Origin of the sequence: Leifsonia sp. NPDC014704, assembly GCF_043083605.1 — a bacterium.
Lineage (GTDB): Bacteria > Actinomycetota > Actinomycetes > Actinomycetales > Microbacteriaceae > Leifsonia.
This window is the reverse complement of record NZ_JBIBYW010000001.1, coordinates 2,040,418-2,067,236: the sequence shown is the minus strand read 5'-3', so window position 1 is coordinate 2,067,236 and position 26,819 is coordinate 2,040,418. Positions and strand designations below refer to the sequence as shown.

27 protein-coding genes and 1 tRNA gene are annotated in these 26,819 nt (G+C 70.1%); 18 read left to right on the top strand and 10 right to left on the bottom strand.

The features are described 5' to 3' along the window. Nucleotides 1-67 precede the first annotated feature (67 nt). Both ACF1AJ_RS10020 and ACF1AJ_RS10015 read left to right on the top strand, forming a co-directional pair. Nucleotides 68-976, top strand: coding sequence for a LysR substrate-binding domain-containing protein (locus tag ACF1AJ_RS10020; protein ID WP_391507179.1), 909 nt, complete (start codon nucleotides 68-70; stop codon nucleotides 974-976). 39 nt (nucleotides 977-1,015) lie between these two features. Next, the gene (locus ACF1AJ_RS10015) at nucleotides 1,016-1,834 is read left to right on the top strand and encodes a hypothetical protein (protein ID WP_391507178.1); all 819 of its coding nucleotides are present in this window, start codon (nucleotides 1,016-1,018) and stop codon (nucleotides 1,832-1,834) included. Between the two features lie 20 nt (nucleotides 1,835-1,854). On the opposite strand, the gene ACF1AJ_RS10010 is transcribed toward ACF1AJ_RS10015, so the two are convergent. Further along, on the bottom strand, nucleotides 1,855-2,451 hold the full coding sequence (locus ACF1AJ_RS10010; protein ID WP_391507177.1) for a dihydrofolate reductase family protein: 597 nt from the start codon (nucleotides 2,449-2,451) through the stop codon (nucleotides 1,855-1,857). 602 nt (nucleotides 2,452-3,053) lie between these two features. On the opposite strand from ACF1AJ_RS10010, the gene ACF1AJ_RS10005 reads away from it, so the two are divergent. The 4 genes from ACF1AJ_RS10005 to ACF1AJ_RS09990 all read left to right on the top strand — a co-directional run bounded on the left by ACF1AJ_RS10005 (nucleotide 3,054) and on the right by ACF1AJ_RS09990 (nucleotide 6,047). Next, a complete protein-coding gene (locus ACF1AJ_RS10005; RefSeq protein WP_026307047.1) occupies nucleotides 3,054-3,500 on the top strand; it encodes a MaoC family dehydratase N-terminal domain-containing protein in 447 nt (148 codons plus the stop codon). Continuing rightward, nucleotides 3,500-3,925 (top strand): MaoC family dehydratase, encoded by a 426-nt coding sequence (locus ACF1AJ_RS10000; RefSeq protein WP_391507176.1) that lies wholly within the window; start codon nucleotides 3,500-3,502, stop codon nucleotides 3,923-3,925. Before ACF1AJ_RS10005 ends, ACF1AJ_RS10000 begins: the two co-directional genes overlap by 1 nt. An 11-nt stretch (nucleotides 3,926-3,936) precedes the next feature. Continuing rightward, nucleotides 3,937-5,076: a UDP-N-acetylmuramate dehydrogenase gene (locus ACF1AJ_RS09995; protein WP_391507463.1), complete on the top strand. Its 1,140-nt coding sequence runs from the start codon at nucleotides 3,937-3,939 to the stop codon at nucleotides 5,074-5,076. Between the two features lie 152 nt (nucleotides 5,077-5,228). Then, nucleotides 5,229-6,047, top strand: coding sequence for a hypothetical protein (locus ACF1AJ_RS09990; protein WP_391507175.1), 819 nt, complete (start codon nucleotides 5,229-5,231; stop codon nucleotides 6,045-6,047). 80 nt (nucleotides 6,048-6,127) lie between these two features. Here ACF1AJ_RS09990 and ACF1AJ_RS09985 read toward each other — a convergent pair whose 3' ends face one another. The 3 genes from ACF1AJ_RS09985 to ACF1AJ_RS09975 form a co-directional block, all read right to left on the bottom strand. Further along, nucleotides 6,128-8,218, bottom strand: coding sequence for a RecQ family ATP-dependent DNA helicase (locus tag ACF1AJ_RS09985; RefSeq protein WP_391507174.1), 2,091 nt, complete (start codon nucleotides 8,216-8,218; stop codon nucleotides 6,128-6,130). A 92-nt stretch (nucleotides 8,219-8,310) separates the two neighbouring features. Then, complete coding sequence (locus tag ACF1AJ_RS09980; RefSeq protein WP_391507173.1) at nucleotides 8,311-8,646, bottom strand: hypothetical protein; 336 nt, start codon at nucleotides 8,644-8,646, stop codon at nucleotides 8,311-8,313. Nucleotides 8,647-8,683: 37 nt separating this feature from the next. Next, on the bottom strand, nucleotides 8,684-9,979 hold the full coding sequence (locus tag ACF1AJ_RS09975; RefSeq protein WP_391507172.1) for a PspC domain-containing protein: 1,296 nt from the start codon (nucleotides 9,977-9,979) through the stop codon (nucleotides 8,684-8,686). Nucleotides 9,980-10,094: 115 nt separating this feature from the next. Between ACF1AJ_RS09975 and ACF1AJ_RS09970 the strand changes: the two genes are divergently transcribed. The 9 genes from ACF1AJ_RS09970 to ACF1AJ_RS09930 all read left to right on the top strand — a co-directional run bounded on the left by ACF1AJ_RS09970 (nucleotide 10,095) and on the right by ACF1AJ_RS09930 (nucleotide 17,737). Beyond that, on the top strand, nucleotides 10,095-11,303 hold the full coding sequence (locus ACF1AJ_RS09970) for a PspC domain-containing protein (RefSeq protein ID WP_391507171.1): 1,209 nt from the start codon (nucleotides 10,095-10,097) through the stop codon (nucleotides 11,301-11,303). Further along, nucleotides 11,300-11,974, top strand: coding sequence for a LuxR C-terminal-related transcriptional regulator (locus ACF1AJ_RS09965; protein WP_391507170.1), 675 nt, complete (start codon nucleotides 11,300-11,302; stop codon nucleotides 11,972-11,974). Before ACF1AJ_RS09970 ends, ACF1AJ_RS09965 begins: the two co-directional genes overlap by 4 nt. Before the next feature lie 200 nt (nucleotides 11,975-12,174). Continuing rightward, nucleotides 12,175-12,247, top strand: a tRNA-Trp gene (locus tag ACF1AJ_RS09960). Between the two features lie 42 nt (nucleotides 12,248-12,289). Next, a complete protein-coding gene (secE, locus tag ACF1AJ_RS09955; RefSeq protein WP_018189749.1) occupies nucleotides 12,290-12,562 on the top strand; it encodes a preprotein translocase subunit SecE in 273 nt (90 codons plus the stop codon). Between the two features lie 53 nt (nucleotides 12,563-12,615). After that, entirely contained in the window at nucleotides 12,616-13,539 is a 924-nt protein-coding gene (gene nusG / locus ACF1AJ_RS09950; protein ID WP_309856593.1) for a transcription termination/antitermination protein NusG, read from the top strand. Nucleotides 13,540-13,658: 119 nt separating this feature from the next. Next, nucleotides 13,659-14,090, top strand: coding sequence for a 50S ribosomal protein L11 (gene rplK, locus ACF1AJ_RS09945; protein ID WP_018189751.1), 432 nt, complete (start codon nucleotides 13,659-13,661; stop codon nucleotides 14,088-14,090). Nucleotides 14,091-14,162: 72 nt separating this feature from the next. After that, nucleotides 14,163-14,852 carry a 50S ribosomal protein L1 gene (rplA, locus tag ACF1AJ_RS09940; RefSeq protein ID WP_391507169.1) on the top strand — a complete coding sequence of 230 codons (690 nt, stop codon included), beginning with the start codon at nucleotides 14,163-14,165 and terminating at the stop codon, nucleotides 14,850-14,852. A 239-nt stretch (nucleotides 14,853-15,091) separates the two neighbouring features. Further along, nucleotides 15,092-17,086 carry a protease pro-enzyme activation domain-containing protein gene (locus ACF1AJ_RS09935; protein WP_391507168.1) on the top strand — a complete coding sequence of 665 codons (1,995 nt, stop codon included), beginning with the start codon at nucleotides 15,092-15,094 and terminating at the stop codon, nucleotides 17,084-17,086. A 105-nt stretch (nucleotides 17,087-17,191) separates the two neighbouring features. Next, nucleotides 17,192-17,737 carry a GNAT family N-acetyltransferase gene (locus tag ACF1AJ_RS09930; protein WP_391507167.1) on the top strand — a complete coding sequence of 182 codons (546 nt, stop codon included), beginning with the start codon at nucleotides 17,192-17,194 and terminating at the stop codon, nucleotides 17,735-17,737. Between the two features lies 1 nt (nucleotide 17,738). Here the strand turns inward: ACF1AJ_RS09930 and ACF1AJ_RS09925 are convergent, their stop codons facing one another. Further along, entirely contained in the window at nucleotides 17,739-18,707 is a 969-nt protein-coding gene (locus ACF1AJ_RS09925; protein ID WP_391507166.1) for an NADP-dependent oxidoreductase, read from the bottom strand. 221 nt (nucleotides 18,708-18,928) lie between these two features. On the opposite strand from ACF1AJ_RS09925, the gene ACF1AJ_RS09920 reads away from it, so the two are divergent. After that, nucleotides 18,929-19,693 carry a DUF998 domain-containing protein gene (locus tag ACF1AJ_RS09920; RefSeq protein WP_391507165.1) on the top strand — a complete coding sequence of 255 codons (765 nt, stop codon included), beginning with the start codon at nucleotides 18,929-18,931 and terminating at the stop codon, nucleotides 19,691-19,693. Here ACF1AJ_RS09920 and ACF1AJ_RS09915 read toward each other — a convergent pair. The 5 genes from ACF1AJ_RS09915 to ACF1AJ_RS09895 all read right to left on the bottom strand — a co-directional run bounded on the left by ACF1AJ_RS09915 (nucleotide 19,579) and on the right by ACF1AJ_RS09895 (nucleotide 24,826). Continuing rightward, entirely contained in the window at nucleotides 19,579-20,406 is an 828-nt protein-coding gene (locus ACF1AJ_RS09915) for a YqaJ viral recombinase family protein (RefSeq protein WP_391507164.1), read from the bottom strand. The genes ACF1AJ_RS09920 and ACF1AJ_RS09915 overlap by 115 nt on opposite strands. Then, nucleotides 20,403-21,446: a Gfo/Idh/MocA family protein gene (locus ACF1AJ_RS09910; RefSeq protein ID WP_391507163.1), complete on the bottom strand. Its 1,044-nt coding sequence runs from the start codon at nucleotides 21,444-21,446 to the stop codon at nucleotides 20,403-20,405. The genes ACF1AJ_RS09915 and ACF1AJ_RS09910 overlap by 4 nt, the downstream gene beginning before the upstream one ends. Before the next feature lie 192 nt (nucleotides 21,447-21,638). Continuing rightward, nucleotides 21,639-22,373, bottom strand: a complete 735-nt coding sequence (locus tag ACF1AJ_RS09905; RefSeq protein WP_309856615.1) for a ThuA domain-containing protein — start codon at nucleotides 22,371-22,373, stop codon at nucleotides 21,639-21,641. After that, entirely contained in the window at nucleotides 22,370-23,554 is a 1,185-nt protein-coding gene (locus ACF1AJ_RS09900; RefSeq protein WP_391507162.1) for a Gfo/Idh/MocA family protein, read from the bottom strand. Before ACF1AJ_RS09900 ends, ACF1AJ_RS09905 begins: the two co-directional genes overlap by 4 nt. 81 nt (nucleotides 23,555-23,635) lie before the next feature. Further along, nucleotides 23,636-24,826 (bottom strand): ROK family protein, encoded by a 1,191-nt coding sequence (locus ACF1AJ_RS09895; RefSeq protein WP_391507161.1) that lies wholly within the window; start codon nucleotides 24,824-24,826, stop codon nucleotides 23,636-23,638. A gap of 167 nt (nucleotides 24,827-24,993) precedes the next feature. Here ACF1AJ_RS09895 and ACF1AJ_RS09890 point away from each other — a divergent pair, with 167 nt between their 5' ends. Continuing rightward, nucleotides 24,994-25,716 (top strand): sugar phosphate isomerase/epimerase family protein, encoded by a 723-nt coding sequence (locus ACF1AJ_RS09890; protein WP_391507462.1) that lies wholly within the window; start codon nucleotides 24,994-24,996, stop codon nucleotides 25,714-25,716. Further along, a complete protein-coding gene (locus tag ACF1AJ_RS09885; RefSeq protein WP_391507160.1) occupies nucleotides 25,713-26,810 on the top strand; it encodes a Gfo/Idh/MocA family protein in 1,098 nt (365 codons plus the stop codon). The genes ACF1AJ_RS09890 and ACF1AJ_RS09885 overlap by 4 nt, the downstream gene beginning before the upstream one ends. Nucleotides 26,811-26,819: the final 9 nt, after the last annotated feature.

Below are 26,819 nucleotides of genomic sequence, written 5' to 3'. Positions count from 1 at the left end.
AGTCTGGAGCGGGGATGTGTTCCCTCGGATACATCGAGGTATTGAGGTTCGGGCATAGATTTCTTCTATGCCGTCTCTTCGCGCCCTCGCTTGCCTCGTCGCCGTGGCCGATGCCGGGTCCATCACCGTAGCGGCGCGTTCGCTCTACCTGTCGCAGCCGGCCGTCTCGCATCATCTGCTCCAGCTCGAGCAGGAGGCCGGCGTCGCGCTGATCGTGCGGGAGACACGGGGCGTGCGGCTCACTCCGGCGGGCCGCGCCGCGCTTGCGGAGGCCCGGCGTGCCGTCGACGCCGCTGACGCAGCGCTGCCGGCGGCAGCTGCGGCGGCGAGGGCGACGGGTGGCGCCATCCGGATCGGATGCGCCCAGAGCCTCGTGACGGTCCTCGCACCCGTGCTCGTGGACTGGCACCGGCGGAGGCCCGACGTCCTTCTCACGGTGCGCGAGTTCACCACGGTGGAGGAGGTGACCGCGCACCTGGATGGTGACGAAGTCGACGTCGTCGTGATGCCCGGACCGGCACCGGCCCGCTTCGTGGGCACCGCCCTCGGGAACGAGGAGATCGTGCTCGTCACCTCCGCCGACCATCCCCTGGCGGGGACGGGCGCCGTCGAACGGCAGGCGCTCGACGGCGCCTCGCTGGTGCACTACGCCCCCGAGAACAGCTTGAGCGGCTGGCTGGATCAGGCGTTCGCGCGATCGGGGGTGCGTCCGGTGGTCATCATGCGGACCGCGGTGACCGCCGCCGCCCCGCAGCTCGCGGCCGCCGGTCTGGGCGTCGCGGTCTGCCCCGCGAGCGCGGTGCCGGCGGGACTCCCCGGCGCGGTGCTCCCGTTCTCTCCGACCTGGACCCGCGAGCTCGTCGCCACGACGCGCGCAACTCCGGACGGTCTCGACGCGCACCTCCTCGCGGACCTCCGCGACCGGTTGGCCACCTCGACCGCGCACAGTGCCGCATCCCCGTCTGAAGCGCTGTGATAGCTTGCTCTCGCTCGACCGGCTGAGGGGGAGGCGAAGATGGCGAGAAGCGCGACGGCCCGGAGAACGATCGACCCGCTGACCCGTCCGATCATGCTCGGCCGCGACATCGAGCCGCGCGTCGCGGCGGTGCTGCTTCGCCCGTTCGGCTATCTGCTGGTATCCATCGTCTGGGTGGTGCTGTTCCTCGCGGCCGTCGCCACCGCTGTCGTCGCCCTTCCGGCCGCACTGTCGGGCACCGTGGGCGACGCCGGGCTGGGGGCATCGCCGGCATTCCATCGCTCCGACACGTGGATGGCGTTCATCGTGATTCCGGTCGTCATGGCGGTCCTGGGCTGCGTCGGGTACCTCCTGATCCTGGCGTCGCTCGGGAACATGCTGGCCGCCCTCACCCTGTTCGCCCGGAGCTTGCGGCCGTCGTTCCGGCACGAGCGGCTCTCGGCCAGCATCCGCGCGGCCGGCGGTGAGGCCGTCGGACCCGCGACCACCGCCGTGACGGGGGTCTCGCTCTCCCTTCTCCCGATGCGCCTCACCCGCTGGACCAAGCTCGTGATGATGGTCCAGTTCAACGGGTGGGTCGTCAACGGCCCGATGTTCAGCATCGGATCGGTGTGGGGAGCCCTCTACATCTTCACTGTCGGATGGATCCTGTGGCCCGCCACCGGCGTCGGTCTCATCGTGTGCGGCGTCGTCAGCGCGGCGCTCGCGGGCGTCCTGCTGTGGATGATCTGGCAGCGCCGGTCCGTGTTCCCCACCGTGATGCCCGGAGCGCTCGAGAACACTCCGTACCGCTGGTCCTGGCCCAACAAGCCGCCGGTCGCGAAGAAGCGCGACCGGCGGACGATGCCGTCTTCCTGACCCGCCGCGGCCGCTGCCGGTCAGGCGTATTCGGGCCGGCCGCCGACGCGGTACGTCAGGCCGACGATGCCGGTCGGGAACACGCGCGTGTCGGTGAGGTCGAGGGCGAAGTCGAGGCCGCGTTCGGGCAGCCAGCGCTCGCCCTCGCCCACGATCACCGGGAACTGGACGAGGTTCAGCTCGTCGACCAGCTCGTTCTCGAGAAGCCATCGTGCGAGCGCCGCGCTTCCCACCACCAGCAGCTCGCCGTCGCGCTCGGACTTCAGTTCGCGGACACGAGCCGCGACATCCCCGGAGATGACCGTCGTGCCCTGCCAGGTCGGGTCGGTCAGAGTGCGCGAGACGACGTACTTCGGCCGGGAGCTGATCGCCTCACCGAAACCGCCGTCATCGCTGCGCGCACCCCAGTAGGTCTCGAACAGCCCGTACGTCTTGCGGCCGAGCAGGAAGGCGTCGGGACGCCGCCAGGTGTCGAGGATGTACTGCACGGCCTCGCCGTCGTTCAGCGGAAGCGCCCAGCCGCCGCGGGTGAATCCGGGGTCCATCTCCTCGTTGTTGCCGCCGTTCGCCTGGGCGACGCCGTCGAGGGTGACCTGGAGACTGATCGTGAGCTTCATGGTGTGTGTTCCTCTCTCTCACCCCTGCAACGAAGGGCCTTCACCCATTTCGACAGCGTCGCGCGATTCGGTTTCGATTTCCACGGTGTGGATGTGTCGACACGCCGACACGCCGACGCGCTCGACCGAGTGGATGCGCCCGGGCGGTGTCGCGGCGGCGCTCGGATCGGAGGTCGGTCGCCGCCCGCGCGCGACAAAACTCGCGTGGATCTGCGGAAAAATCCCTCTCGACGCAGGGCGGCCCTCGATGAGGTTCGGCCTTCGAATGTCGGTGGTAGTCCCTACTCTGGGGGCAGCGAGAAAAAATCCCCAAAACACAACATGTAGTGGAATGACAATCGTGTCATTCGGGTTATATAGTGGGTGAACACCGCGGGAACGCGGATCACCAAGACTTCTAGGGGAGGCCATCATGGACTACGAAAACGACAGCGTTGGCGGCTACTCGGTTCCCGTCGACCCCATGGACCTGCTGCAGTGCGATAGCTGCCAGTAAGGCGCTAGCACCGAGCACGAAGACCCCGGAGGCCCACGGCCTCCGGGGTCTTCTGTCGTTTGCGGCTGCCAGGGACCGGCGAGGAACGCGCCGGTAGAATCGTCGGGTGCCAGTGAACCCAGAGCTGCAGGGGCGTGAGTTCCCGCCCACCCGGCCGTACCTCGTCGGGCGAGAGAAGGTGCGCGAGTTCGCCCGCGCCGTCTTCGCCACCTCGCCGGTCTGTTTCGACGTCGACGCGGCGCGCGCGCAGGGACACCGCGACCTCGTGGCCCCGCCGACGTTCCCGGTCGTGGTTCAGGAGGCGACGCTCGCGCAGCTGCTCTCCGAGCCCGATGCCGGAATCGACTTCAGCCGTGTGGTTCACGGCGACCAGCGCTTCTCGTTCTCCCGCCCGGTGTTCGCCGGCGACGAGCTGACCGCGACTCTCCGGGTGACCTCCGTGAAGTCGCTCGGCGCGCACTCGATGGTGACGGCCGAGTCGACCATCGTCGACGCCGACGGCGCGCACGTGGTGACCGCCACATCCACCCTGGTCGTGCGAGGAGACGAGTGATGGCCACCCCCGACTTCGGCACCCTCACCGTCGGCGACGTGGTCGCCGAGCGCACGGTCGAACTGACCCGCGACTCCCTCGTGCGGTACGCGGGCGCCTCCGGCGACTTCAACCCCATCCACTATCGCGACGACATCGCCACCTCGGTCGGTCTGCCCGGCGTCATCGCGCACGGCATGCTTACCATGGGACTCTCCGTGCAGCCGGTGGTCGACTGGGTCGGCGACCCCGCCCTCGTCGCGGACTACCAGGTGCGGTTCACCCGCCCGGTCGTGGTCGACCCGGCGGATGGGACCACTGTGACCGTGACCGCCAAGGTCGGCCAGCTGGATGCGGAAGCGCGGATCGCGCGCATCGACCTGACCACGACGTTCGGCGGCGAGACCGTGCTCGGCAAGGCGCAGGTCCGCGTCCGGTTGGCATGACCGACTCGACCATGACCGACTCGACGCCGCCGCTCGCCGCGCTCACCACGATCCGCGTCGGCGGTGTGCCCCACCGCCTTGTGGCGGCCGACGACCGCGACGCCATCGTGGACGCGGTCCGGGAAGCCCGTGACACCGCCGAGGACTGGCTGCTGATCGGTGGCGGCTCGAACACGGTGGCGAGCGACGAGGGCTTCGACGGGACGGTCATCCACATCCGCAGCCGCGGTGTCGAGCGTCTGCCCGCGCCCGAGGGCCGGATCCGGCTCCGCGTGCAGGCCGGCGAGCCGTGGGACGAGCTCGTCGCGCTCACGGTGCGCAACGGCTGGTCCGGGATCGAGGCGCTGAGCGGAATCCCCGGGTCGACGGGCGCCGCGCCCGTGCAGAACATCGGCGCGTATGGCCAGGAGCTCGAGTCCGCGCTCGTCGGCGTGGAGTTCTTCGACGACGCCTCGGACGAGGTCGTGTACCTCGCTCGGCACGAGTTGGGTCTCGGATATCGCACCTCCGTGCTCAAGCGCGGACGAATCGGTGTCGTGCTCTCGGTCGACCTGGAGCTTGCGGACGGCGCCGTTCCTGGTGCCGTCGGCGCGCCGCTGAGCGCACCCGTGGCGTACGCCCAGCTCGCGGACGCCCTGGGCGTGCCTCTCGGCGCCCGGGTTCCCGTGGCGGAACTGCGTCGCGCGGTGCTCGCCCTGCGGTCGTCGAAGGGCATGGTGCTGGACCCGGCCGACCCCGACTCGGTCAGCTCCGGATCGTTCTTCACCAACCCGATCGTGTCCGAGGGGTTCGCCCGCACCCTTCCCGCCAACGCCCCCCGCTGGCCGCAGGCGCCGCTGGAAGCCGACACGGTGATGGACATCCCGCTCGGCGGCGTGCACCCGCTCGATGTCCCGCCTCTCGCGACAGCCGAGTACACGATGAAGCTCAGTGCGGCGTGGCTGATCGAGAACGCGGGCATCCGTCGGGGATTCGCGTTGCCCGGCTCGCGTGCCGCCATCTCGTCCAAGCACACGCTCGCGATCGTCAACCGCGGGGGTGCGACGGCGGCGGACGTCGCCCAGCTGGCGTCGTTCATCCAGTCGCGGGTGCAGTCCGAGTTCGGCGTGGTGTTGCAGCCGGAGCCGGTCATGGTCGGCGTCAGCCTCTGACGGCGTTCGTGAGTCCGGCGGCCTCGCATTCGGCGGCCTCGCATCCGGCGCAGTGCTGACACCCATCCAACTCTGAGAGTTTTCTCACGCCGCGCTCCGTAGGCTGAACCCCACACGGCGCGTTCGCGTCGGGAAGGACCGGAGGGGACGACATGGGATTCCTGGACCGCCTGCTCGGACGCGAGGAACCGCGCCCGAACGGCCAGCAGACGCAGAACACCGCCTACCAGCCGTACGGCGGAGGCCAGGGCCAGCCGCAGGGCCAGGCTGCCGGTCAGCCGCAGGGCCGCAGTGAGGACGAGATCGCCGTGGAGCGCTACCGGTATCTGCTCCGCACCGCTCCGCCGGAGACGATCGAGCAGGTGCACGAGGAGGCGTTCGCAAAGCTGACGCCCGACCAGCGGCGCCTGCTGTTTCAGCAGCTGAGCGAGAACGCTCCGGCGGGGGAGCAGCCGCGTGGCGACGACCCCCGGTCGCTCGCCCAGGCGGCGACCCGCTCTGAGCTCCGTCAGCCGGGCACTCTCGAGCGTGCTCTGGGCGGCAATGGCGCCGGCGGCGCTGGACGCCCCGGTTTCGGCGGAGCGGGCTTCGGCAGCATGTTCGCCAGCTCTCTGCTCGGAAGCGTGGCCGGTTACGTGATCGGCTCTGCGCTGGTCAGCGCCTTCCTCCCGGCCCCGGGCGCCGACCAGGCGGACGGCGGCGGAGGCGACCAGAACGGCGACAACCAGAACGGCGACAACCAGGACGGAAACGACCAGAGCGGCGACCAGAACGGCGGCGACCAGGGCGGCGACGGGGGCGCCGGCGACGCCGGTTCGGTCGACGCGGCCGGCTGGGACGGGGGCGGCGATGCCTCCGGTGGTGGCGACTTCGGTGCCGGTGGCGACTGGGGCGGTGGCGGCGACTGGGGTGGCTTCGGCGGAGGCGACTTCGGTGGCGGCGACTTTGGCGGTGGCGGCGACTTCATCTGACCGGCTGGGGGAGGGGAGCGCCTATTCGGCGCTCGTCTCCCTCCGCCGCGTTCGCAGCATCACGGGCGGCATGGCGGAGCTCAGCTGCGCACAGCGGCCGCGAACGGGAGAACCGCCCCTGCTCCCGCGCGCAGGAGCTCCTGACCGGCGACCGTGATCGTCCAGCGACTGTCGACCAGATCGTCCACAAGGAGCACCGGGATGCCGGGCGGCAAGTCGAGCCCGTCGGCGGAGAAGTGATTCCACACCGACGCCAGCCGGAAAGCACTGTTGCCACCAGGTGACCCGGCCGGCGGTCCGCCGCGCCACCCGAGCGTCCCGGCGAAGGGGAGACGCCCGATTCCTGCGAGGCCGCGGGCGAGGGACTCGATGAGCACCGGTCGCCGACGTGAGGGCATTGCGACGACGGCTCCCGGACGCGCATCCCAATCCCAGTCGGCGAGGACTCGCACACACGCGTCGAGGACCGCAGGCGGCACCGGCTGGTCGGCCGCATCGTCCGCCAGCAGCTCGCGCAGTCGCCCGCCCCAGCCGAGGTCCGTCAGTCGGGCGAGCGCCCGACCCGGCCGGAGCTGCTGGTCCGGCGCCAGCTTGCCCTTCACCGGCACCCCGAGGCGGTCTGCGCCTGTCGGCCAGAGTTTGCGCGGCTCGACCTCGACCCCGACCCGGTCGAGGATCGTGCCCACTTCGCCGGACGCGCTGCTGTCCACCTCCGTCGGGTACCAGACGCCCGCACAGTTGTCGCAGCGGCCGCAGGGGCCGGCATCCGGATCGTCGAGCGCACGCTGCAGGAACTCCATCCGGCACCCGGACGTGGACTCGTAGTCGAGCATGGACTGCTGCTCCGCCTCGCGCGCGGCCGCGATGCGGGCGTACCGCTCCTCGTCGTACTCCCAGGGTGCGCCGGTCGAGACCCAGCCGCCGCTCACCCGCCGGACGGCGCCGTCGACATCCAGTACCTTCAACAGCAGCTCCAGCGTGGACGCGCGGAGGTCGACGCGGCTCTCCAGCACGCGCGTCGACAGGGGCTCCGACCCAAGCGTGTCGAGCACCGCGGCGGCCTTCTCGCGCGACGGCATCGAGGCGGTCGCGAAGTACTGCCAGATGGCGCGGTCCTCCGGGCCGGGAAGCAGCAGCACATCGGCGTTCTCCGTCGCCCGGCCGGCGCGACCCACCTGCTGGTAGTAGGCGACGGGAGACGACGGCGCCCCCAGGTGAACGACGAATCCGAGGTCCGGCTTGTCGAAGCCCATCCCCAGAGCACTCGTCGCCACGAGCACCTTGACCTCGTTGCGCTTGAGCCGGCCCTCCAGGTCTTCCCGCTCGGCGGTGTCCGTCTGCCCGGTGTACGCGTGCGCTTCGTGGCCGGCACGGCGGAGCACCCGCGCGGTGTCCTCCGCCGCCGACACCGTCAGGGTGTACACGATGCCGCTGCCAGGCAGGTCGCCGAGGTGGCCGGCGAGCCACGCGAGCCGGGCGGTGGCGTCGGGCAGAGGGAGCACTCCCAGTCGCAACGATCGCCGGGCGAGTGGCCCGCGGATCGTCACGACGTCGGCTTCCCGGCCCACGCCGAGCTGCTCCACCACGTCGGCCACGACGCGCTCGTTGGCCGTCGCCGTGGTCGCGAGCACGGGCACGCCGTCGGGAAGCTGCCCGATCAGGTCGCGGAGCCGGCGATAGTCGGGCCGGAAGTCGTGGCCCCAGTCGGAGATGCAGTGGGCTTCATCTACCACCAGCAGTCCGCTGCGCTCGACCAGGGCCGGCAGCTGCGTGTCGCGGAAGTCCGGGTTGTTCAGCCGCTCCGGTGAGACGAGCAGCACGTCGACCGAGTCCTCCCGAAGCCTCGCCGCCACATCGTCCCATTCGTGCCGATTGGACGAGTTGATGGTCACGGCGCGCACGCCCGCCCGCTCAGCTGCCGCCACCTGGTCGCGCATGAGCGCCAGCAGCGGCGAGACCAGGATGGTCGGCCCCGCGCCCCGGGCGCGCAGCAGCATGGTCGCCACGAAGTAGACGGCGGACTTGCCCCATCCCGTGCGCTGCACGACCAGGGCGCGTCGATGATCGTCGACCAGAGCCCTGATGGCCTCGAACTGCCCGTCGTGGAACTCGGCTTCCGGTCGCCCGACGAGGGCCCGGAGGCTGGAGAGGGCATCTGTTGCGGTGGTCATGAAGCCATCGTGTCAGGGACGCCTGACGCCCGCTCCCCTCCGAGGACATCGGTGGAGAACGGGCGTCGAAGCTGTTCTGTGGACGGAACCGGTCAGATCCGCACGTGCTCGCGTCTGCGCTGGGAGGCTCGGATGCCGCCGAGCAAGGCGGAGACGACGATGACGAGTCCGATGACGGCGGCGCCGAGCGCCCAGGCGGAACCGGGGGTGAGCGCCGCGAGCCAGTCGCCGACCTCGCGGACGCGTTCCGACGACGCCAGCACGTAGAGGGTGGCGCCGGCGAACAGCGTCAGCAGCAGTCCCCAGATCACGCCGCCCCAGCGCACCGGTGCTTCGCCGGTCGGCGCGGTGAACGGTGCTCCCGTGAGGGGCGCCGTCTCTGAGATCGAGCACTCGTGCGGTGCGTTCTGCGGCTTCTGGTCGGTCATGGTCGCCTCTCCCGGTCGATTCTCGGCCAGCACGGGGTCAGTGCTGGAGGAGCGCGGGCAGCCCGACGCTCGTCAGGTGGATGCCGGCGACGTTGTCGCCCGCGAGGAACAGTGCGGCCGTCGTGAGCACGGCCAGAAGGATCCCGAGGAAGATCAGGAATCCGCTGCGACGTCGCGCCAGCCCGGCGATGAGCACGACGACACCGACGACGAGCGTGGCGGCGGCGAGCCCGGCGGCCGTCGTGAAGCGCGTGACGTCGGCCAGTTGCGGCCACACGATGGCCACCAGGGATCCGGCGACCAGAGCGAGCCCGACGGTCAGCCAACCGATCGCCGCGCCGACGCGCGGATTCGCCGCCCGGTAGGCCTCTCGGCGCGCGGCCGCCTCGGCCGTCGCGGTGGCGACCTGGGTCCGGAGCTCGGCCGCGCGTTGCGCCTTCACTGCGCGCATGTCCGCGGCGAGACGCTGCTTCCACGCCGCATGCTCCGCGCGCCACTGCGCCTGACGCTGCTGCCAGTCGGCGACCTCGTCGGCGGAGGCGCCCAGTCGCGGTGCGGGTGGGGCCGTCGGCTCGGCAGCGGTGTCCAGCTGCGGTGCGGAGATGGATGCGGCGCTCGCCGCCGGCACGGTCGACGACGACGCCCCTGCGGAATCGCTTGCCGCGGGAGCGGTACCGCCGTCCGCCGGCTCGTTGGTCGAGCCGGCGGCACTCGTGTCCGCCGTGAAGGCGCTCGCCGCCGCCGTGTCGGCACCGGTAGGGCCGGTCGTCCCGAACGCACCGGAACCGGCAGCGGGCGCCGCCCGCGTCGCCGACCGCGCATCCGAGTTCCGCACGGCGATGACGATGAGCGCGACCACCGCGCCGATGACCACCAGCGTCCAGATGACGCGGCCGATCACATCGCCCCAGTCGGGAACGTTCCAGAACGGCCCGTCGGCCCACCAGACGCCGCTCGTCCACGGCAGCAGTGAGAGCAGCGCCATGACGCCGATCGCGACGATCGGCGGCTGGAAGTCGCCCTCGAAGAGCTGCTGGAGGTGGATGCGGCCATCGCGGTCCGGCAGGAGCGCCCACGCCGCCGCGTACAGCAGCAGCACGGGTGCGCCGAGGATGCCGGCCACCACGATGATACCGCGCACGATGAGAGGGTCGATGCCCAGGCGGTACGCAACGCCGGCGCTCACTCCGCCGAGCCAGCCGTCGGCGCGGACGATGCCGAGACCGCGCATCCAATCGAAGAAGCGCGTTCCGCGGCCGGAGAATCCGGTCTGCGGACCGCCGTAGGGGTTCGCGGGCGTCCCCACCGGGGGAGTCGAGTCGTTCTGTGACATGTTCCCCATCCTGGCGTCGGGCTCGTCGCCCGGGTATCGGGTGAACCCCTGAGCGGACCCTGATTGAGGCGGCCATCGGGTGCGGGTCCCTTCGGGGTCTGCTTGGATTCTGACTATGTCGTCCACAGCGCCCGCCGGTTCACGCGCCGGCCTGCCACGGCCTCCGTTGGCCCGGCCGCGCACGTGCGCCGTGAGCGGGGTGAGCGTCGCGCTCGCCGATCACCTCGGCTGGCCGGTCGCGGCCGTGCGCTGGGCGTTCGTTGGCGCCACGTTCCTGGGCGGCGCCGGCATCCTGCTGTACCTCTGGCTGTGGGCGTTCACGCCGTTGCGCGCCCCGTCAGGTCCCGACCCCGCGGATGGCGTGCGCCGCCGGGTCAATCTCCCGTGGCTGCTCGCCGGCGCCGGTGCGGCGGCGGGCATCACGGCCGTGGTCCTCGCTGCGGGTGGAGCACTCGGACCCGGCTTCGGGGCGCTGGTCGCCTGCGCCGCCCTGCTGGTGCTCGCCGTGGCCTGGGAGCAGCTGGCGGACGAGGAGCCGGTCGCCTTCGCACCACTCTCTCCTGCCGCTTTCCGCATCGTCTGCGGTGCTTTTCTCGTGCTGGTCGCATTGGCGATCGCTCTCACGCAGAACGTCTCGGGCTCCGGGATGCTGTGGCTCGGCATCCTGATCGCCACCTTCGCCGGCGCGGCCGTGCTGGTCGCTCCGTGGGGGCTGCGGCTGTGGCGGGAGCTGATCACGGAGCGGACCGCGCGAATCAAGGAGGAGCAGCGGGCGGAGATGGCAGCGCACCTGCACGACTCCGTGCTGCAGACGCTCGCGCTCATCCAGAACCGCGCAGGGGCGTCGAGCGAGGTCGGGCGCATCGCCCGTGCGCAGGAGCGGGAGCTGCGCGAGTGGCTGTTCACCGAGGGCGCGGCGGCGTCCGGCGCGGAGGAGCGGGACCTCGCCGCCGAGCTCCGCGATGTCGCTGCCGCTCTGGAGGTGGAGCACCCCGTCACGTTCGACGTGGTGTCGGTCGGCGAGCCGGTGACGCATGCTCCCTCCGAGCTGGGAGCGGCCGCGCGCGAGGCGATGCTGAACGCCGCGCGGCACGCAGGCGGCGACGTCTCCGTCTACGTCGAGCACGCGTCCGGACGAGTGGATGTGTTCATCCGCGACCGCGGACCGGGCTTCGATCTCGGGGCGCTTCCCGAAGGGCGCCTCGGTGTCAGAGAATCGATCATCGGCCGCATGCGCCGTGCCGGCGGTCAGGCGACCGTGGTGGTGCGCGAGACCGGCACCGAGATCCAGCTGACCATCGACATCGCGAGCGAGACCCTATGACCGAGAGCACCGCCGCCGGCCGGCCCGTCACCGTGGTGATCGTGGATGACCACTCCATCTTCCGCTCGGGCCTCCGCGCCGACCTCGATGATCGTCTACATGTCGTCGGAGAGGCGGCCGATGTGGATGCGGCGGTCGCCGTGGTCCTGGAGACCCGGCCCGACGTCGTGCTGCTCGACGTGCATCTGCCCGGCGGCGGGGGCGGCGGGGGAGCCGAGGTGGTCCGCAGGACCGCGGCCGAGACGCCGTCCACGCGATTCCTGGCTCTCAGCGTGTCGGACGCTGCCGAGGATGTGGTGGGCGTCATCCGCGCCGGAGCCCGCGGCTACCTCACCAAGGGCAGCTCGGGTGGCCAGGTGAGCGACGCGGTCGTCGCGGTGGCGGGCGGCGACGCCGTCTTCTCGCCCCGCCTCGCCGGCTTCGTGCTCGACGCCTTCGGAGCCGCGTCCGGCGAGCAGGCGGAGTCGACTGACGAACTCGACCGCCTGTCGGCCCGGGAGCGCGAGGTGATGCGGTTGATCGCCCGGGGCTACGCCTACAAAGAGGTGGCGGCGGAGCTGTTCATCTCGATCAAGACGGTCGAGACGCACGTCTCCGCCGTGCTTCGGAAGCTGCAGCTGTCGTCCCGGCACGAGCTCACCGCGTGGGCGCTGGAGCGCAAACTCCTGTAGTCGGGTGACCGCTTTGCGGCCGACGTGTCGCGTCCCGTACACTTGACGCGGTGGTTGAATCTGCCAAGCTTTTTTGCGCCCTTTTTCTGGTGTAGCGACGGCAGTACTGCCCCGCTCCGGCCGGGCATCCGCAGCACGTTCGGATGTTCGATCGGTTAGCCTGGAACAGCCAGCGCAGGAAGTCGGCGATTCGGTTCCCTAGGGCGGTAGCTCAATTGGCAGAGCAGCGGTCTCCAAAACCGCAGGTTGCAGGTTCGATTCCTGTCCGCCCTGCAAGTCGGCACTCTGGTGCCGATCCACGAAAGGTGTAACGAGGTGGCCCGAAAGGTAATCGACGAGCCGAGCGAGGAGATCGTCGCCAACGCGAAGAAGGATCGCGCCGCACGGCGCAACCCCTTCGCGCGGATCGCCCTGTTCATCCGGCAGGTCATCGGCGAGCTGAAGAAGGTCGTCACGCCGACCCGCAAGGAGCTCTTCAGCTACACCGGCGTCGTGCTCGTGTTCGTGGTGATCATGATGGCTCTCGTGTCACTCCTTGACTGGGTGTTCGGCATGGGTGTCGTCTGGGTCTTCGGAAATCCGAAGTAGACGACGTCGATCGGGCCGCACCGGCCCTCCCGACAAGAAATGGAATGAATTCAGTGTCTGAGACGAATCGCGACGACGTGGACTGGGCGCCCGCTGCGGAGCAGTCCTCCGAGGACGACGAGGCGCAGACCGGCAACGTTCTCGCCAGCGAGGACGAGGCGTCCGACTCCGCCGAGCACGAGGCGCTGCACGTCGTCGCCGACGACGGCACCGAGATCGACCTCGACGCCGTGCTCGACGCCATGGCGGAGGCGGTCGACCCTGAGGCCGACCGCGCCGTCGACGAGGCGCTCGAGGTCGACAGCGAGGACGAGGCCGAGGCCGCCCTCGAGGCCGTCGAGGACGAGGAGGAGGAGACCTCCGCCGACCCGTACGAGGAGTTCCGCGCAGAGCTCCGCTCCAAGCTCGGCAAGTGGTACGTCATCCACTCGTACGCCGGCTTTGAGCGTCGCGTGAAGTCCAACATCGAGAACCGCATGGTCTCGATGAACATGGAGGACTACATCTACGAGGTGCAGGTTCCCATGGAGGACGTGGTCGAGATCAAGAACGGCCAGCGCAAGATGGTCAACCGCGTGCGCATCCCCGGTTACGTCCTGGTGCGCATGGACCTCAACGAGGACAGCTGGTCGGTCGTCCGCCACACTCCGGGCGTCACCGGCTTCGTCGGCAATGCCCACAACCCGACGCCGCTGCGCTTCGAAGAGGCCTTCTCGATGCTGAAGAGCCTCGTCCAGGTCGAGGCCGCGCCGGCCAAGGGCGCCGCGAAGGGCCAGAAGGCCGCCGCGCGCGTGATCCCCGCCGAGGTCGACTTCGAGATCGGCGAGACCATCACCATCAAGGAGGGCTCGTTCGCGGGCCTCCCCGGCTCCATCAGCGAGATCAAGCCGGAGAGCGGCAAGCTCACCGTCCTCGTCTCCCTGTTCGAGCGCGAGACCCCGGTCGAGCTCAGCTTCGACCAGGTCACGAAGCTCTAGGGAACATCCAGAGCCTCCCCACTGTTTTTCAGAACACCGGGTCTCGGAAGGGCCGAGAAACCGGGAGAGCGATGCGGACTGCGGTCCGGCTCGCTCGAATACACAAAGAAGGAAGAGACATGGCACCGAAGAAGAAGGTCACCGGTCTGATCAAGCTTCAGATCAACGCCGGCGCCGCCAACCCCGCCCCGCCTATCGGCCCGGCGCTCGGTCAGCACGGCGTGAACATCATGGAGTTCTGCAAGGCGTACAACGCGGCGACCGAGTCGCAGCGCGGCAACGTCATCCCCGTCGAGATCACCGTCTACGAGGACCGTTCGTTCACGTTCGTCCTGAAGACGCCGCCGGCAGCAGAGCTCATCAAGAAGGCGGCCGGCGTCGCCAAGGGCTCGGGCGTCCCGCACACCAACAAGGTCGGCAAGCTGACCCAGGAGCAGGTGCGCCAGATCGCCGAGCAGAAGATGGTCGACCTCAACGCCAACGACATCGACGCGGCGTCGAAGATCATCGCAGGCACCGCCCGCTCGATGGGCATCACGGTCGAGGCGTAAGCCCCACCCCCTCAAGACATCTCGTGGAAGAGCCGGCCAGGCTCGCACCACATTCTCGTAAGGAGAAATCACATGGCACAGAAGTCCAAGGCCTACCGGGCCGCGGCCGAGAAGATCGAGGCCGGAAAGTTCTACACCCCCGCTGAGGCCGTCGCCCTGGCGAAGGAGACCGGCTCCGCCAAGTTCAACTCGACCGTCGAGGTCGCGCTGAAGCTGGGCGTCGACCCGCGCAAGGCGGACCAGATGGTCCGCGGTACCGTCATTCTTCCTCACGGTACGGGCAAGACCGCCCGCGTCATCGTGTTCGCGACCGGTCCGGCCGCCGAGGCGGCCATCGCCGCCGGTGCGGACGAGGTCGGCGGCGCGGAGCTGATCGAGAAGGTGGCCGGCGGCTACACCGACTTCGACTCGGCCGTCTCCACCCCGGAGCTCATGGGCCAGGTCGGCCGTCTCGGTAAGGTGCTCGGCCCGCGCGGCCTCATGCCGAACCCGAAGACCGGCACGGTCACGCCGGACGTGGCGAAGGCCGTCTCCGACATCAAGGGCGGAAAGATCGAGTTCCGCGTCGACAAGCACGCCAACGTGCACTTCGTCGTGGGCAAGGCGGGCTTCACCGCCGAGCAGCTGGACGACAACATCCGGACCGCTCTCGAGGAGGTCGTGCGTCTCAAGCCGTCCGCCGCGAAGGGCCGTTACATCCAGAAGGGCGCCGTGTCGACCACGTTCGGCCCGGGCATTCCGCTGGACGTCAACGCCATCTGAGTTCGTTCCGCGAACATCCTCCGACGGGGTCGGGGCCGCTTGCCGGTCCCGGCCCCTTCGTCGTTTCCGGGACGGGTGGATGCGGCCGTCGCGTGAGGATGCTTCACCTCTAGCAACGATCACGACAGAACTGTCTACCCCTCGTTGCGGTGGTAGAACGATCAGGTCTAGTGTCGCTCCTGTCGCGCGCCGTGCGCGACGGCTCGAAGTTGAGTCCGTCCGAGCTAAGGATGACATTCATGGCACATCGCACCACGGGATCCCTCCACAAGAGGGCGCTCGGAATCATCGCCACCACGTCTGCCGTGGTGGCTTTGTCATTGGCGGGGGCATCGGCGGCGAACGCAGCCGACCGGGTGACCTACGCCGGCTCCGTCCCCTCCTGGGCGACCGCGGCGAACGACGCCGGTGCCGCACCGGCCGATGAGACGGTGGAGGGTGAGATCTACCTTCCGCTCCGCGACCAGGCGGGCGCGGAGGCTCTCGCCAAGGCCGTCTCGAACCCGCTTGATCGCGGATACCGCAAGGCCCTCAACCCCAAGCAGTGGATCGACCGCTTCGCGCCGTCGCAGGCTGACTCCGACGCCGTGGTCAGCTTCCTGAAGGCCGCCGGCCTGACCATTTCGGCCGTTCCTGCCAGCCGCCAGTACGTGGTCTTCCGCGGCACTCCGGACCAGCTCGGCTCGATCTTCGGCACGTCGCTCCACGCGTTCAACTACGCGGGGCGCCAGCTCGTGGCCCCGGCTTCGGCGCCGTCGCTTCCGACCTCCATCGGCGGCAAGGTGTCCGGCGTGAGCATCGAGCAGTCGCGCACGCTGACGCGCCCCGACTCGATCAAGCAGGGCGATCTCGGTCCGTCCGGCGCCCCGCAGGTCGCTCGCAAGGCGGCAGCAGCGCCCGTGATCCAGACGCCGTGCTCGCACTACTACGGCGAGCACACGGTCACGGTCCCGCCCGCATACAACGGCAACACGCAGTACAGCACCTACAACTGCGGCTACACCCCGCAGCAGCTGCGCAGCGCGTACGGCCTCAACGACCTCGGCAAGCGCGGCATCAACGGCTCCGGCCAGACGGTCGCGATCATCGATGCGTACGCCAGCCCGACGATCGTCAAGGACGTCAACAGCTACTCGCAGCAGAACGGCGAGCCCGGCCTGACCAACAGCAGCTACCAGCAGCTGGTACCGAGCCCGAGCGAGTTCGTCGACCAGGAGCTGTGCCAGTACCCGAGTGGATGGCAGGGCGAGCAGACGCTCGACGTCGAGTCCGTGCACGCCATCGCACCCGGAGCTCGCATCCTCTACGTCGGCGGTTTCAACTGCGGCGGCGGTCTGGACGTGGCCATGTCGAAGATCCTCGACAACAAGCTCGCGAACATCGTCAGCAACAGCTACGGCAACGTGGGCGAGGCCGTCCCGGCCGACGTGATCCAGGGCGAGGTGAACCTGCAGCTCCAGGCTGCGGGCGAGGGCATCGGCCTGTACTTCTCGAGCGGTGACAACGGCGACGAGGTCGCGAACCTCGGCTACCCGTCGCCGGACTTCCCGGCGTCCTCCCCGTGGGTGACCTCGGTCGGCGGAACCAGCACCGGCATCGACAAGAACGGCAAGATCGCCTGGGAGACGGGCTGGGGCGACCAGTTCGACCAGATCGTCAAGAACGCCGACGGCACGCTCAGCTACGCTCAGCCCCTCCCGGGCACGCGGTTCGTCGGCGGCGCCGGAGGCGGCACGAGCGCGGTCTTCGCACAGCCGGACTACCAGCGCGGGATCGTGCCGGCGGCTCTCGCGAACGGCAAGCGCGTCTCGCCGGACGTCGCGGCCCTCGCCGACCCGTACACGGGGTTCCTGATCGGCATCCGTCCGATCATCGACGACACGACGCTGGAGACCGGCGACTACGTCAACGAGACCTACGGCGGAACGTCGCTGGCCTCGCCGATCGTCGCGGCGCAGATCGCGATCGTGCAGCAGGCGACGCGCTCCACGATCGGGTTCGCGAACCCGACGCTGTACGGCGTGAAGCGCATCCTGCCGAACGCGTTCCGCGACGTGCTGCCGCAGAACCCGACGCAGGCGCTGGTCTACACGAGTGCGATCAGCGGCAACACCTACCTGGTGTCGATGGATCAGGACACGTCGCTGAAGACGGCCAAGGGCTATGACCCGGTGACCGGCCTCGGCGGTGTCTCCTTCGACCTGCTCAGCTGGGTGGCGCAGGGGCGGCACTAGCGTCCCTGCGGCTCCGGCCGCACCACACCACGGACCGGCTGTCTCCCGATCGGAGGCGGCCGGTCCGCTACGTGTCGGGGGCCGTTCACTGGCTAGGCTGACGGGGTGACTGTCACCATCCGCCCCGCTGTCGCCGGAGACGCCGCCGCCCTCGCCGCGGTCGCCGCCGCGACCTTCCCGCTCGCCTGCCCGCCGCACACGACCGAGGAGGCGAAGGCGGCGTTCATCGAGACGGTGCTCTCGGAGGAGCGGTTCGTCGAGTACCTCGCCGACACATCCCGCCGCCTGCTCATCGCGGAGGACGACGAGGGATTCGCGGTCGGATACACGATGATCAACCTGGGTGAACCGGCCGACGCCGATGTGCGCGGCTCCCTGCGCATCCATCCCACCGCCGAGCTGAGCAAGTGCTACGTCCTTCCCGGCCACCACGGCGAGGGCGTCGCGAGCCGGCTGATGACCGAGAGCCTGCGTGCCGGCGGCGACGCGGGAGCCGAGGGGATGTGGCTGGGCGTCAACGAGGAGAACGCCCGCGCCCAGCGCTTCTACGGCAAGCACGGCTTCGAACGGGTCGGGGCGAAGCGGTTCCTGGTCGGTGACCGGTACGAGGACGACTGGGTGATGGAGCGGGCGCTGACCCCGGTCGGCTAGCTCAGCCCTCCGCGATCTTCAGCACGACCTTGCCGCGCGTGTGGCCGCTCTCGACGGCTCGGTGCGCCTCGGCGATCTGCTCGAGGGCGAAGATCTGGTCGACGTGCACGCGCACGTTCCCCGACTCCAGCAGCCGGGCGATGACCGCGAGCGTGCTGCCGTCCGGCGCGACCTTGTAGTCGGTGCCGCGGACTCCGGCGGCGGCGGCGTCCTCCGCGAAGGTGGGCCAGCTCCCGGTCGGCACGTTGACGATGAGGCCCCCGGGGCGCAGAACGGAGAGGGAGCGGGTGCCGGTGTCGTCGTGAACATTGCCGACCAGATCGATCACCACGTCGGCGTCGTGCACGACGTCCTCGAAGCGGGTCGTCGAGTAGTCGATCACTTCGGCCGCGCCCAGGGACCGCATCCATGACGCGTTCGACCCGGAGGCGGTGGCGATGACGTGCGCGCCGAAATACGAGGCGAACTGCACCGCGAAGTGACCAACGCCTCCGCTGCCCGCGTGGATGAGCATCCGCTGGCCCTCGTGCGCCTTGGCGACCTCGACGACCAAGCCCCACGCCGTCAGAGCGGCCAGGGGAGCGCCGGCGGCCTCGATGTGGCTGAGCGTCGCGGGCTTCCGCACGACGCTCAGCGACGGCACCGAGATGTACTCGGCGAAGCTGCCACCGAGGCGCGGCACCATGACCATGCCGAAGACCTCATCGCCCGGACGGATGGGATGCGCGCTGTACGGCGACTCCACGACGACACCGCTGAAGTCGTGGCCGAGCACGGCGGGAAACGCGTGGATGGCGTCGTAGATCCCGCGACCGGCCCGCGTCTTCGCGTCGATCGGGTTCACGCTCGAGGCGACCACCTTGACCAGGAACTCGGCGTTCACGCGATCCGGGTAGGCGGTCTCTCCGATGCGGAGTGCCTCCGGGGCTCCCGCGGCGTCCAGAAGTGCGGCCCGCATGGTCTTCGGCATTCGTCATCCCCTCGTCGGTCTGCCGCTGCGTCGGCGCGGCGTCCCCTCAGTCAATCCTGCGCGTGCTTCACCGGTGTTACGGTCGGGTCACCAGATGTGAACAGTCTGTTTCGGATACCCCCAGGCCGTTTCCCAGCGTCGCGCCGGTTAGGATGCTGCGACCCGGGGCGTGCGTCGCCGGCGGGTGCGGAACGACGACGGCCAGACCCGAGGAGCGACAGGTGCGACAACTGCTGCGGATCGCTCGCGAGCCCTTCGCCGTCCCTGTGCTCGCGCGGGGGTGGCAGCGCGCCGTCCCCATCCTGCTCGCCATCGGCACCATCTGCGTGCTCGGCGGGCTCGTCGTCATTTGGGCTGCCAGGCTGACGGTGCCGTATCCGGTCTACGTGAGCGAGCTGGGCGCGAAGGGTGCGGCGACGTCCGGCGCCTTCGCCGTCGCACTGCTCCTCATCGCGGGTGGCGGCTTCGCGATCGCCGTGGCGAGCGGCCACATCCGCTCGTCCGCACGAATGCTCGACCGTTGGGCGCCTGCGGTGACGCTCGGGTTCGCGGCGGTGTGCTTCGTCCTGGCGTCGCAGGTCACGTGCACGGCCTATTGCCCGGTGCCGATCGTCGACCCGAAGTCGACCGTGCAGGACCTGGTGCACACGGTGTCCGCCGTCATCGGCTTCGCCGCGGCGTGCTTCGCCATGCTGCAGGTGGGGTTCAGCCGGAGGCTCCCGCGCCTCTCCCGGCTGTCGCGGTTGAGCTGCGGGGCGGTCGCCGTGATCACGATCGTCGGCGGGTTGCTCGCCATCGTGCGCGTCGGCGCCGATGTCGGCGCGTGGCTCGAATTGATCGGCACCACCGTCGCCGTCGGGTGGATCGCCGTCTACGCGGTGGCGCTGACCCGCATACCGGTCGGAGTGGATGCGGAGGCCGCGCCGGACACGGCGGTCGCGGCGGCCACCGACACCGGCGCGGGCGCTCCGGCCGAAGTCGCCTGACGCAGAACCTCGATGAGGTCCGCAGCGAGGGCGACCAGCTTCGCGATCTCGGCCTCGTCGCGGTCGACCCAGCGGCACTCCGGCTCGTCGCGGAGCGGGACGAAGCCGTCGTGCTGTTCCCAGACGAAGAGCGTGCGCTCTGCGCCGAGCACGTACTGCTGCCACCAGATCTGGCGGAGGTACGGGCGGGGGATGCTGCGGAAGGGCTTGTTCGTGGTCTTGATCTCAGCGAGCTCGAGTTTGCCGCCCGACCGGGCGATCAGACCGTCGGGGGTCGCCAGATGCCGGCGGTCGCGCTCCGCGTGAAAGAGCAGATCGGAGGGCTCGATTCCGTGCGTCGCGGCCACCCAGGCGGCGATCTCCGGCTCGCGCGAGCGGCCGTGCTGCGTGAAGACATTGCCGCTGAAGCCGGTGCCGTGCAACTTGTCGTACGCTGCGGCACGGATGGATCGCGGGCTCGACAGTTTGGCGACGTCGGTGGCCGTGATGCCGCGGCTGCGCGCCCGCAGCCAACTCACGCGGTCGCTGGAACGCGCCACCACGCGTGCGAGATGCCCGGTCTGACCGGGGACGGCCGGCACCACCGGCACGGGAGCAGGCCGAGCGGGGCTCAGGTCCGCGAGGACGCCCGGCCGGTACAGGTCGGCGGTGCGGTACGGAGCGGAGTCGAGCACCTCTCCATTGTGCCGCGTCACGCCGACGCTCGCCGTCACTCCACGCGCGTCGCCCCGAGTTGCCTCCGCGCTTCGTCGATCGTGGCCAGGGAGTCGACCGCCTCAGCGAGCGGGTGGAGCGGCGACTCCGTCCGGCCCTCGGCGACGAAGCGGGCGAGCGCCGCGGCCTCGTACGACATCCCGTCGCGGTGCGGCCGGCCGTACGGGTCGCGCCAGTGCGCGGCGAGGGTGCCGTCGCCGCGGAACACCCGCAGACCGCTCGGCCCCCAGAACGGGCTGTCCGTCTCGACGCGGCCTTCACTGCCGCTGATGGTCGCGAGCGACGGTGTGCCCGCCAGCAACGTGGTGCTCAGCAGCGCCTGACCGCCGCTCGCGGACGACAGCACCAGCGCCGCCTGCTCGTCGACGCCGGTTTCGGAAAGCGTTCCCGAGGCGATGATCCCGGCCGGGGCGCCGAGCGCGAACGAGGCCCACGACACCGTGTAGACGCCGAGGTCGAGCAGCGCTCCGCCCGCGAGCGCGGGGTTCCACAGCCGGCTCGACGGATCGAACGGCGCCCGGCCTCCGAAATCCGCCGTGACGACCCGGATGTCCCCGAGTGAACCGTCCTCCAGCAGCTGGCGCACGATGTCCGTCTGCGGCAGGTAGCGCGTCCACATCGCCTCCATCGCGAAGACGCCGGCATCCCGTGCCGCCGCGACGATGCGTCTCGCCTGGTCGGCGGTGACGGCCATCGGCTTCTCGATGAGGACGTTCTTGCCCGCGGCGATCGCGAGCAGGGAGTGCTCGAGATGTTCGCTGTGCGGGGTCGCGACATACACGACGTCGACGTCCGGGTCGCCGACGAGCTGCTCGTAGGAGCCGTACGCGCGGTCCACCCCGTGGGCGTCGGCGAACGCCTGCGCCCGCTCCGCCGAGCGCGACCCCGCCGCCACCACCCGCTGGCGGGTGTGCCGGTGGAGCGCATCGGTGAAATCGGCGGCGATCACGCCGGGACCGAGCACGCCCCACCGCAGCGGCGGGGCGTCTGCGGGGTCGGGATGGCGCGGCTGGGGAAGCGTGGACAGCACATCGGTCATGGAGGGCTCCTCGTGTTCGTACTTCGATGCTGCGGTCTCGATGTGCTCGGCGCCAGGCCGTGGGATCCGGTGCTTCCGTAGGAGAAAAGGCTCCGGATCTCCGACGGACCGCGGCCTGGATGGAGATCCGAAGCGGACCCGGCTGATTCTCCGACGGAAGGCTGCGGATCCCCGACCGTTGCCGGGCTCGGCTTAGACCGGCTGCGGGTTCGACACCTCGGGCGACTGGCGGGCGCCTTCCACCGGGGCGGCCCACTTCACGCCGTTGGCGAGCACGCGGCGCACCTGGGGGTGGAAGTACACCGGGTACTCCTGGTCGCCGGGGCTGAAGTAAAAGATCTTCCCGCGCCCCCGGGTGAAGGTGACGCCGGAGCGGAACACCTCGCCGCCGGTGAAGGAGCTGATGAAGACCAGATCGTCGGGCGTCGGGATGTCGAAGAACTCGCCGTACATCTCCTGGGCGTCGATGACGATGGGCTGCTCGACGCCCGCGGCGATGGGATGGGTCGGGTTCACGTTCCAGACCAGCTCCCGCTCGCCGCCCTCCGGGTTGCGCCAGCGCAGCGAGCAGGTCGTGCCGAGCATCCGGATGAAGATCTTCGAGAAGTGGCCGGAGTGGAGGACGATCAGCCCCATCCCGCCGAGGACGTGACGGCGGACGCGCTCCACCACCTCGTCCGAGACGCGGTCGTGCGCGATGTGGCCCCACCAGAGCAGGACGTCGGTCTCGCCGAGGGCCTGCTCGCTGAGCCCGTGCTCGGGGTCGTCGAGGGTCGCTGTGCGGACGGCGACCTCGTCGCCGAGCAGGTCGGACAGTCCCTCGGCGATGGCTCCGTGGATGCCGTGCGGGTAGATCGCGGCGATCTCGGGCTGGGTCGCCTCGTGGACGCCCTCATTCCAGACGGTGACGCGCAGTGTCATGGTCATGCTCCCTTCAGGGCGGTATCGGTGGTTCCCGCGGTGTCGGTGGTGTCCGCGGTGTCCGCGGTATCGGTGGTTGCCGCATTGGTGGCCGGGGACAGCCGGACCTCGGCACCGATGCGAGCGGATTCGTAGGCGGCGTCGATGACCCGTGCGCGGTCGAGGGCGAGCGAGCCGTCCCAGTTCGACCAGTTCGCCTGGTCGGCGACGTGCTCCAGGAAGGTCTCGACCACCGCGAGGTGACCGCGGCCGGGGTCGGCCGTGACCGTGATGTCCTCGCTCTGCTCGCCGTCGCCCGTGAAGATCGTCAGCTCGCCGGACGGGGCGTAGTCGACGACGCGCAGATCTGCGCCGCCCTCGGTGCCGTAGAGGGTGATGCCGAACTCGTCGCCGGCGGGGCGGTACGCGGCCCAGCTGGTCTCGATGACGATCGAGCCGCCGCCCTCGAGCCGGAGCAGGAGGCTCGCGAGGTCTTCGACCTCGTACTCCGACCCGACGTGCTGCTTGGAGGCGGCGGCGCCGCCGCGACCGCGGACACCCAGTTCGGAATGCGTGACGGCCGAGACCGCCTCGACACGCGGCTCGCCGAACAGGTGAAGGGCGTAGTCGAGGACATGCACGCCGATGTCGATCAGCGGGCCGCCGCCGGCCATCTCGCGGTTCGTGAACCAGCTTCCGAGCGCGGGGATGCCGGCCCGGCGCAGCCAGACGGCGCGCGCGTGATACGGCCGGCCGATCTGCCCGCCGTCGATCGCGGCCTTCAGCGCCTCGATGTCTCCGCGACGGCGGTGGTTGAAGGCGACCTCCAGCACGCGGCCGGCGCGATGGGCCGCATCCACCATCGTCTGCGCCTCCGCCGCGGTGCGGGCGATCGGCTTCTCGCTGAGCACGTGGATTCCGGCGTCGAGGGCTCCGACGGCGATCGGCGCGTGAAGGAAGGTCGGCACGGCGACGCTGACCACGTCGAGGTCGCCCTCGGCGACGAGGTCCTTCCAATCGCGGTGCAGGCGCTTGACGCCGTATGTCTCTCCGAGCTCGGCACGCGGGCCGTCCTCCATGCCGGCGATGGCGACGAGCTCGACGCCGGGCAGGGCGGAGTAGGCCGCCATGTGCTGCTGTCCGGCCCAGCCGAGGCCGACCACTCCGGCGCGGAGAGGGCGGTCGAGGGGTTCGCTCTGGGTGCTCACGGCACTCCTTTCAATGTGACCTTCGGGGGATTCGAATCGATTCGAGGATGTGGGATCGGGGTGGATGCTCCGCCGGCGGCGTCAGCGGAAGAGGGAGCGCGGCGTGCCCGCGTCGGGATCGAGCGCGCGCTGGATGACCATGATGGCCGCCCCGATCGCGCCGCCGGTCTCGCCGGAGCGCGACTGCGTGATGGTCAGATGCTGCGTCGCCAGCGGCGTCGACCGCTGGTAGACGACCTCGCGCATCCCGGCGAGGAGCTGCTCGCCGACGCGGGAGAGGCTGCCGCCGACGACGATCATCGACGGGTTGAGGAGGTTGACGCAGGTGGCGACGACGGCACCGAGGTCGCGTCCGGCCTGCCGGATCGCGTTCTGGACGGCCGGGTTGCCCGTGCGCGCGAGCGCGACGACGTCGTCGCTGGTCTCGGCGGAGAGTCCCGCCTCGGACAGGGACCGGGCGATGGCGGGACCGCTCACCAGCGACTCGAGGTCCGCATCCTGCTCGCCGTGGCTCGGGGTGTCGCTTCCGAAGGGGACGCGCACGTGCCCTAGATCGCCGGCCGATCCGAGCGCGCCGCGCTGCAGGCGGCCTCCGCTGATGATCCCCGCGCCGACGCCGGTCGCGACCTTGATGAACAGCAGGTCCGTCTCATCCGGCCACATCAGTGCCTGCTCGCCGAGGGCGAGCAGGTTGACGTCGTTGTCGACGAGGACGGGCACGTCGAAGACGCGACGGATGTAGGCCGGGATGTCGAAGCGGTCCCAGCCGGGCATGATCGGCGGGTTCACCGGCAGCCCGGTGGAGTGCTCGACGGGGCCGGGCACGCCGACACCGACGCCGATCAGTTCCTCCGGCTGCCGCCCGCTCGCGATGTAGAGCTCGGACGCCGTCTCGAGCGCCCAGTCGAGCACCGGCTGCGGGCCGTCGGCGATGTCGAGCCGACGCGACACGCTCGCCGTGATGTTGCCGGCGAGGTCGGTGAGGGCGACGACGCCGTGCGTCGCGCCGAGGTCGATCGCGACGACGACGCGCGATTCCGGGTTGAAGCGGATGCGCGACGGAGGGCGCCCACCGGACGACACGTCGTCGCCCGCGGGCGCGACGAGTCCCGCTGCCGTGAGCGTGTCGATCCGCGAGGCGATGGTCGAGCGCGCCATGCCGGTCAGCTCGGCGAGCTGCGCGCGGGTGCGCGGGATGCCGTCGCGCAGGATCGCCAGCAGCTCCGCGGCGTCTGCGGCGACGAGCACCGAGTCTCGCGCGCTGTCGGTCATAGAGGGTATTGAACCACAGTGCCGGTGGACTGCTCAAAGATGGTCTGCATTCGATCGACTTTTGATTGACATCCGGCAGAAGTGGCACTTGAATAGACCCACGCCATCCGGCGCCCTTCCACTCCATGAACTCGACGAGGAGAACAGTGTCGACGTCAAAAGTCTCCGTGCAGCTGTACACGGTCCGGGAGCTCCTGACCGAGGACACGGTCGGTACCCTCAAGCGGATCGCCGAGATCGGGTTCACCCAGGTCGAGCCCTTCGCCTTCCTCACCTTCGGTGACGCGCTTCGAGAGGGCCTGGCCGAGGCCGGCCTCTCCGCGCCCACGACCCACCAGGGCTTCATCGGTGGAGACCTGGACGAGGTGTTCGGAGCCGCGAAGGAGCTGGGCGTCCAGACCGTCATCGACCCGTTCGTGGCGCCTGAGCGCTGGCAGAGCGCGGACGACGTCGCGCAGATCGCCGACCAGCTCAACGCGGCGGCCGAGGTCGCGGCCCGCCACGGCGTGCGCGTCGGCTATCACAACCACGCGCACGAGCTCGAGAGCACGATCGAAGGCGTGACCGCGCTCGAGTTCTTCGCGGGCAAGCTCGCTCCGGAGGTCGTGCTCGAGGTCGACACCTACTGGGTCGCCGTCGGCGGAATCGACCCCGTCGCGCTTCTCCCCAAGCTCGGCGACCGCGTCGTCGCCCTCCACATCAAGGACGGCCCCGGCACCACCGAGACCAAGGACCAGGTCGCCGTCGGTCAGGGTTCCCTCCCGATCGAGCAGATCATCGCCGCAGCGCCCGACGCGCTTCGTGTCATCGAGCTCGACGACTCGCGCGGTGACCGCTTCCAGGCGGTCGCCGACAGCTTCGCCTTCCTGACCTCGAAGGGTCTCGCATGAGCGGCGGGCGCGTGGGACTCGGTGTCATCGGCGCCGGCGTCATCAGCAACCAGTACCTCGAGAACCTCACCTCGTTCCCCGACCTCGACGTGCGCTTCGTCGCCGACATCGATCTTGAGCGGGCGAAGGCGCAGGCCGACAAGTACGGCGTGCCGGGTTCCGGCACGGTGGAGGAGCTGCTCGCCGACGACGCCATCGAGATCGTGGTGAACCTGACGATCCCCAAGGTGCACGTCGAGGTGGCGCTGCAGGCGCTCGCCGCCGGCAAGAACGTGTGGAGCGAGAAGCCCTTCGCTCTCGACCGCGCCAGCGGTCGCGAGCTGCTCGAGGCCGCGCACGCGGCCGGACTGCGGGTCGCCACGGCGCCCGACACGTTCCTCGGCTCCGGCATCCAGTCGGCCCGTCGCCTGATCGAGAACGGCGACATCGGCGCACCGCTGACCGCGCTCACGCTGATGCAGAGCCCGGGCCCGGAGTCGTGGCACCCCAACCCGGACTTCCTGTTCCAGGAGGGCGCGGGTCCGCTGTTCGACATCGGCCCGTACTACCTGACCGCCCTGGTGCAGATGTTCGGTCCGGTCGCCCGGGTGAGCGCAAGCGCATCCCGCGCCAAGGAGACCCGCGTCATCGGCTCCGGACCTCGCGCAGGCGAGGAGTTCGCCGTGACCGTGCCGACCCACGTCAGTGCGCTCTACGAGTTCGAGAGCGGCCAGACGGCGCAGGCCGTGTTCAGCTTCGACTCCAAGCTCGGCCGCACCCAGTTCGAGGTGGCCGGTGTCGACGGCACGCTCGTCGTGCCCGACCCCAATACCTTCGAGGGTGAACTCCTGGTTCACGGAAGCGACGGCATCGAGACGTTCCCGTCAACCGGAACGACCGACACCCGGGGCATCGGTGTGGTGGAGCTCGCCCGAGCCATCCGCGCCGACGTCCCCGAACGCGCCTCCGGCGAGCAGGCCTACCACGTGCTCGACATCATGGTCTCGACCATCGAGGCGGGGGAGTCCCGCACTCCGGTCGAGGTCGAGAGCACGGTGGAGGTGGCGCCGGCTCTCCCGGAGGACTGGGACCCGCGAGCGGCGACCCTGGCGTGACGGGAGCGG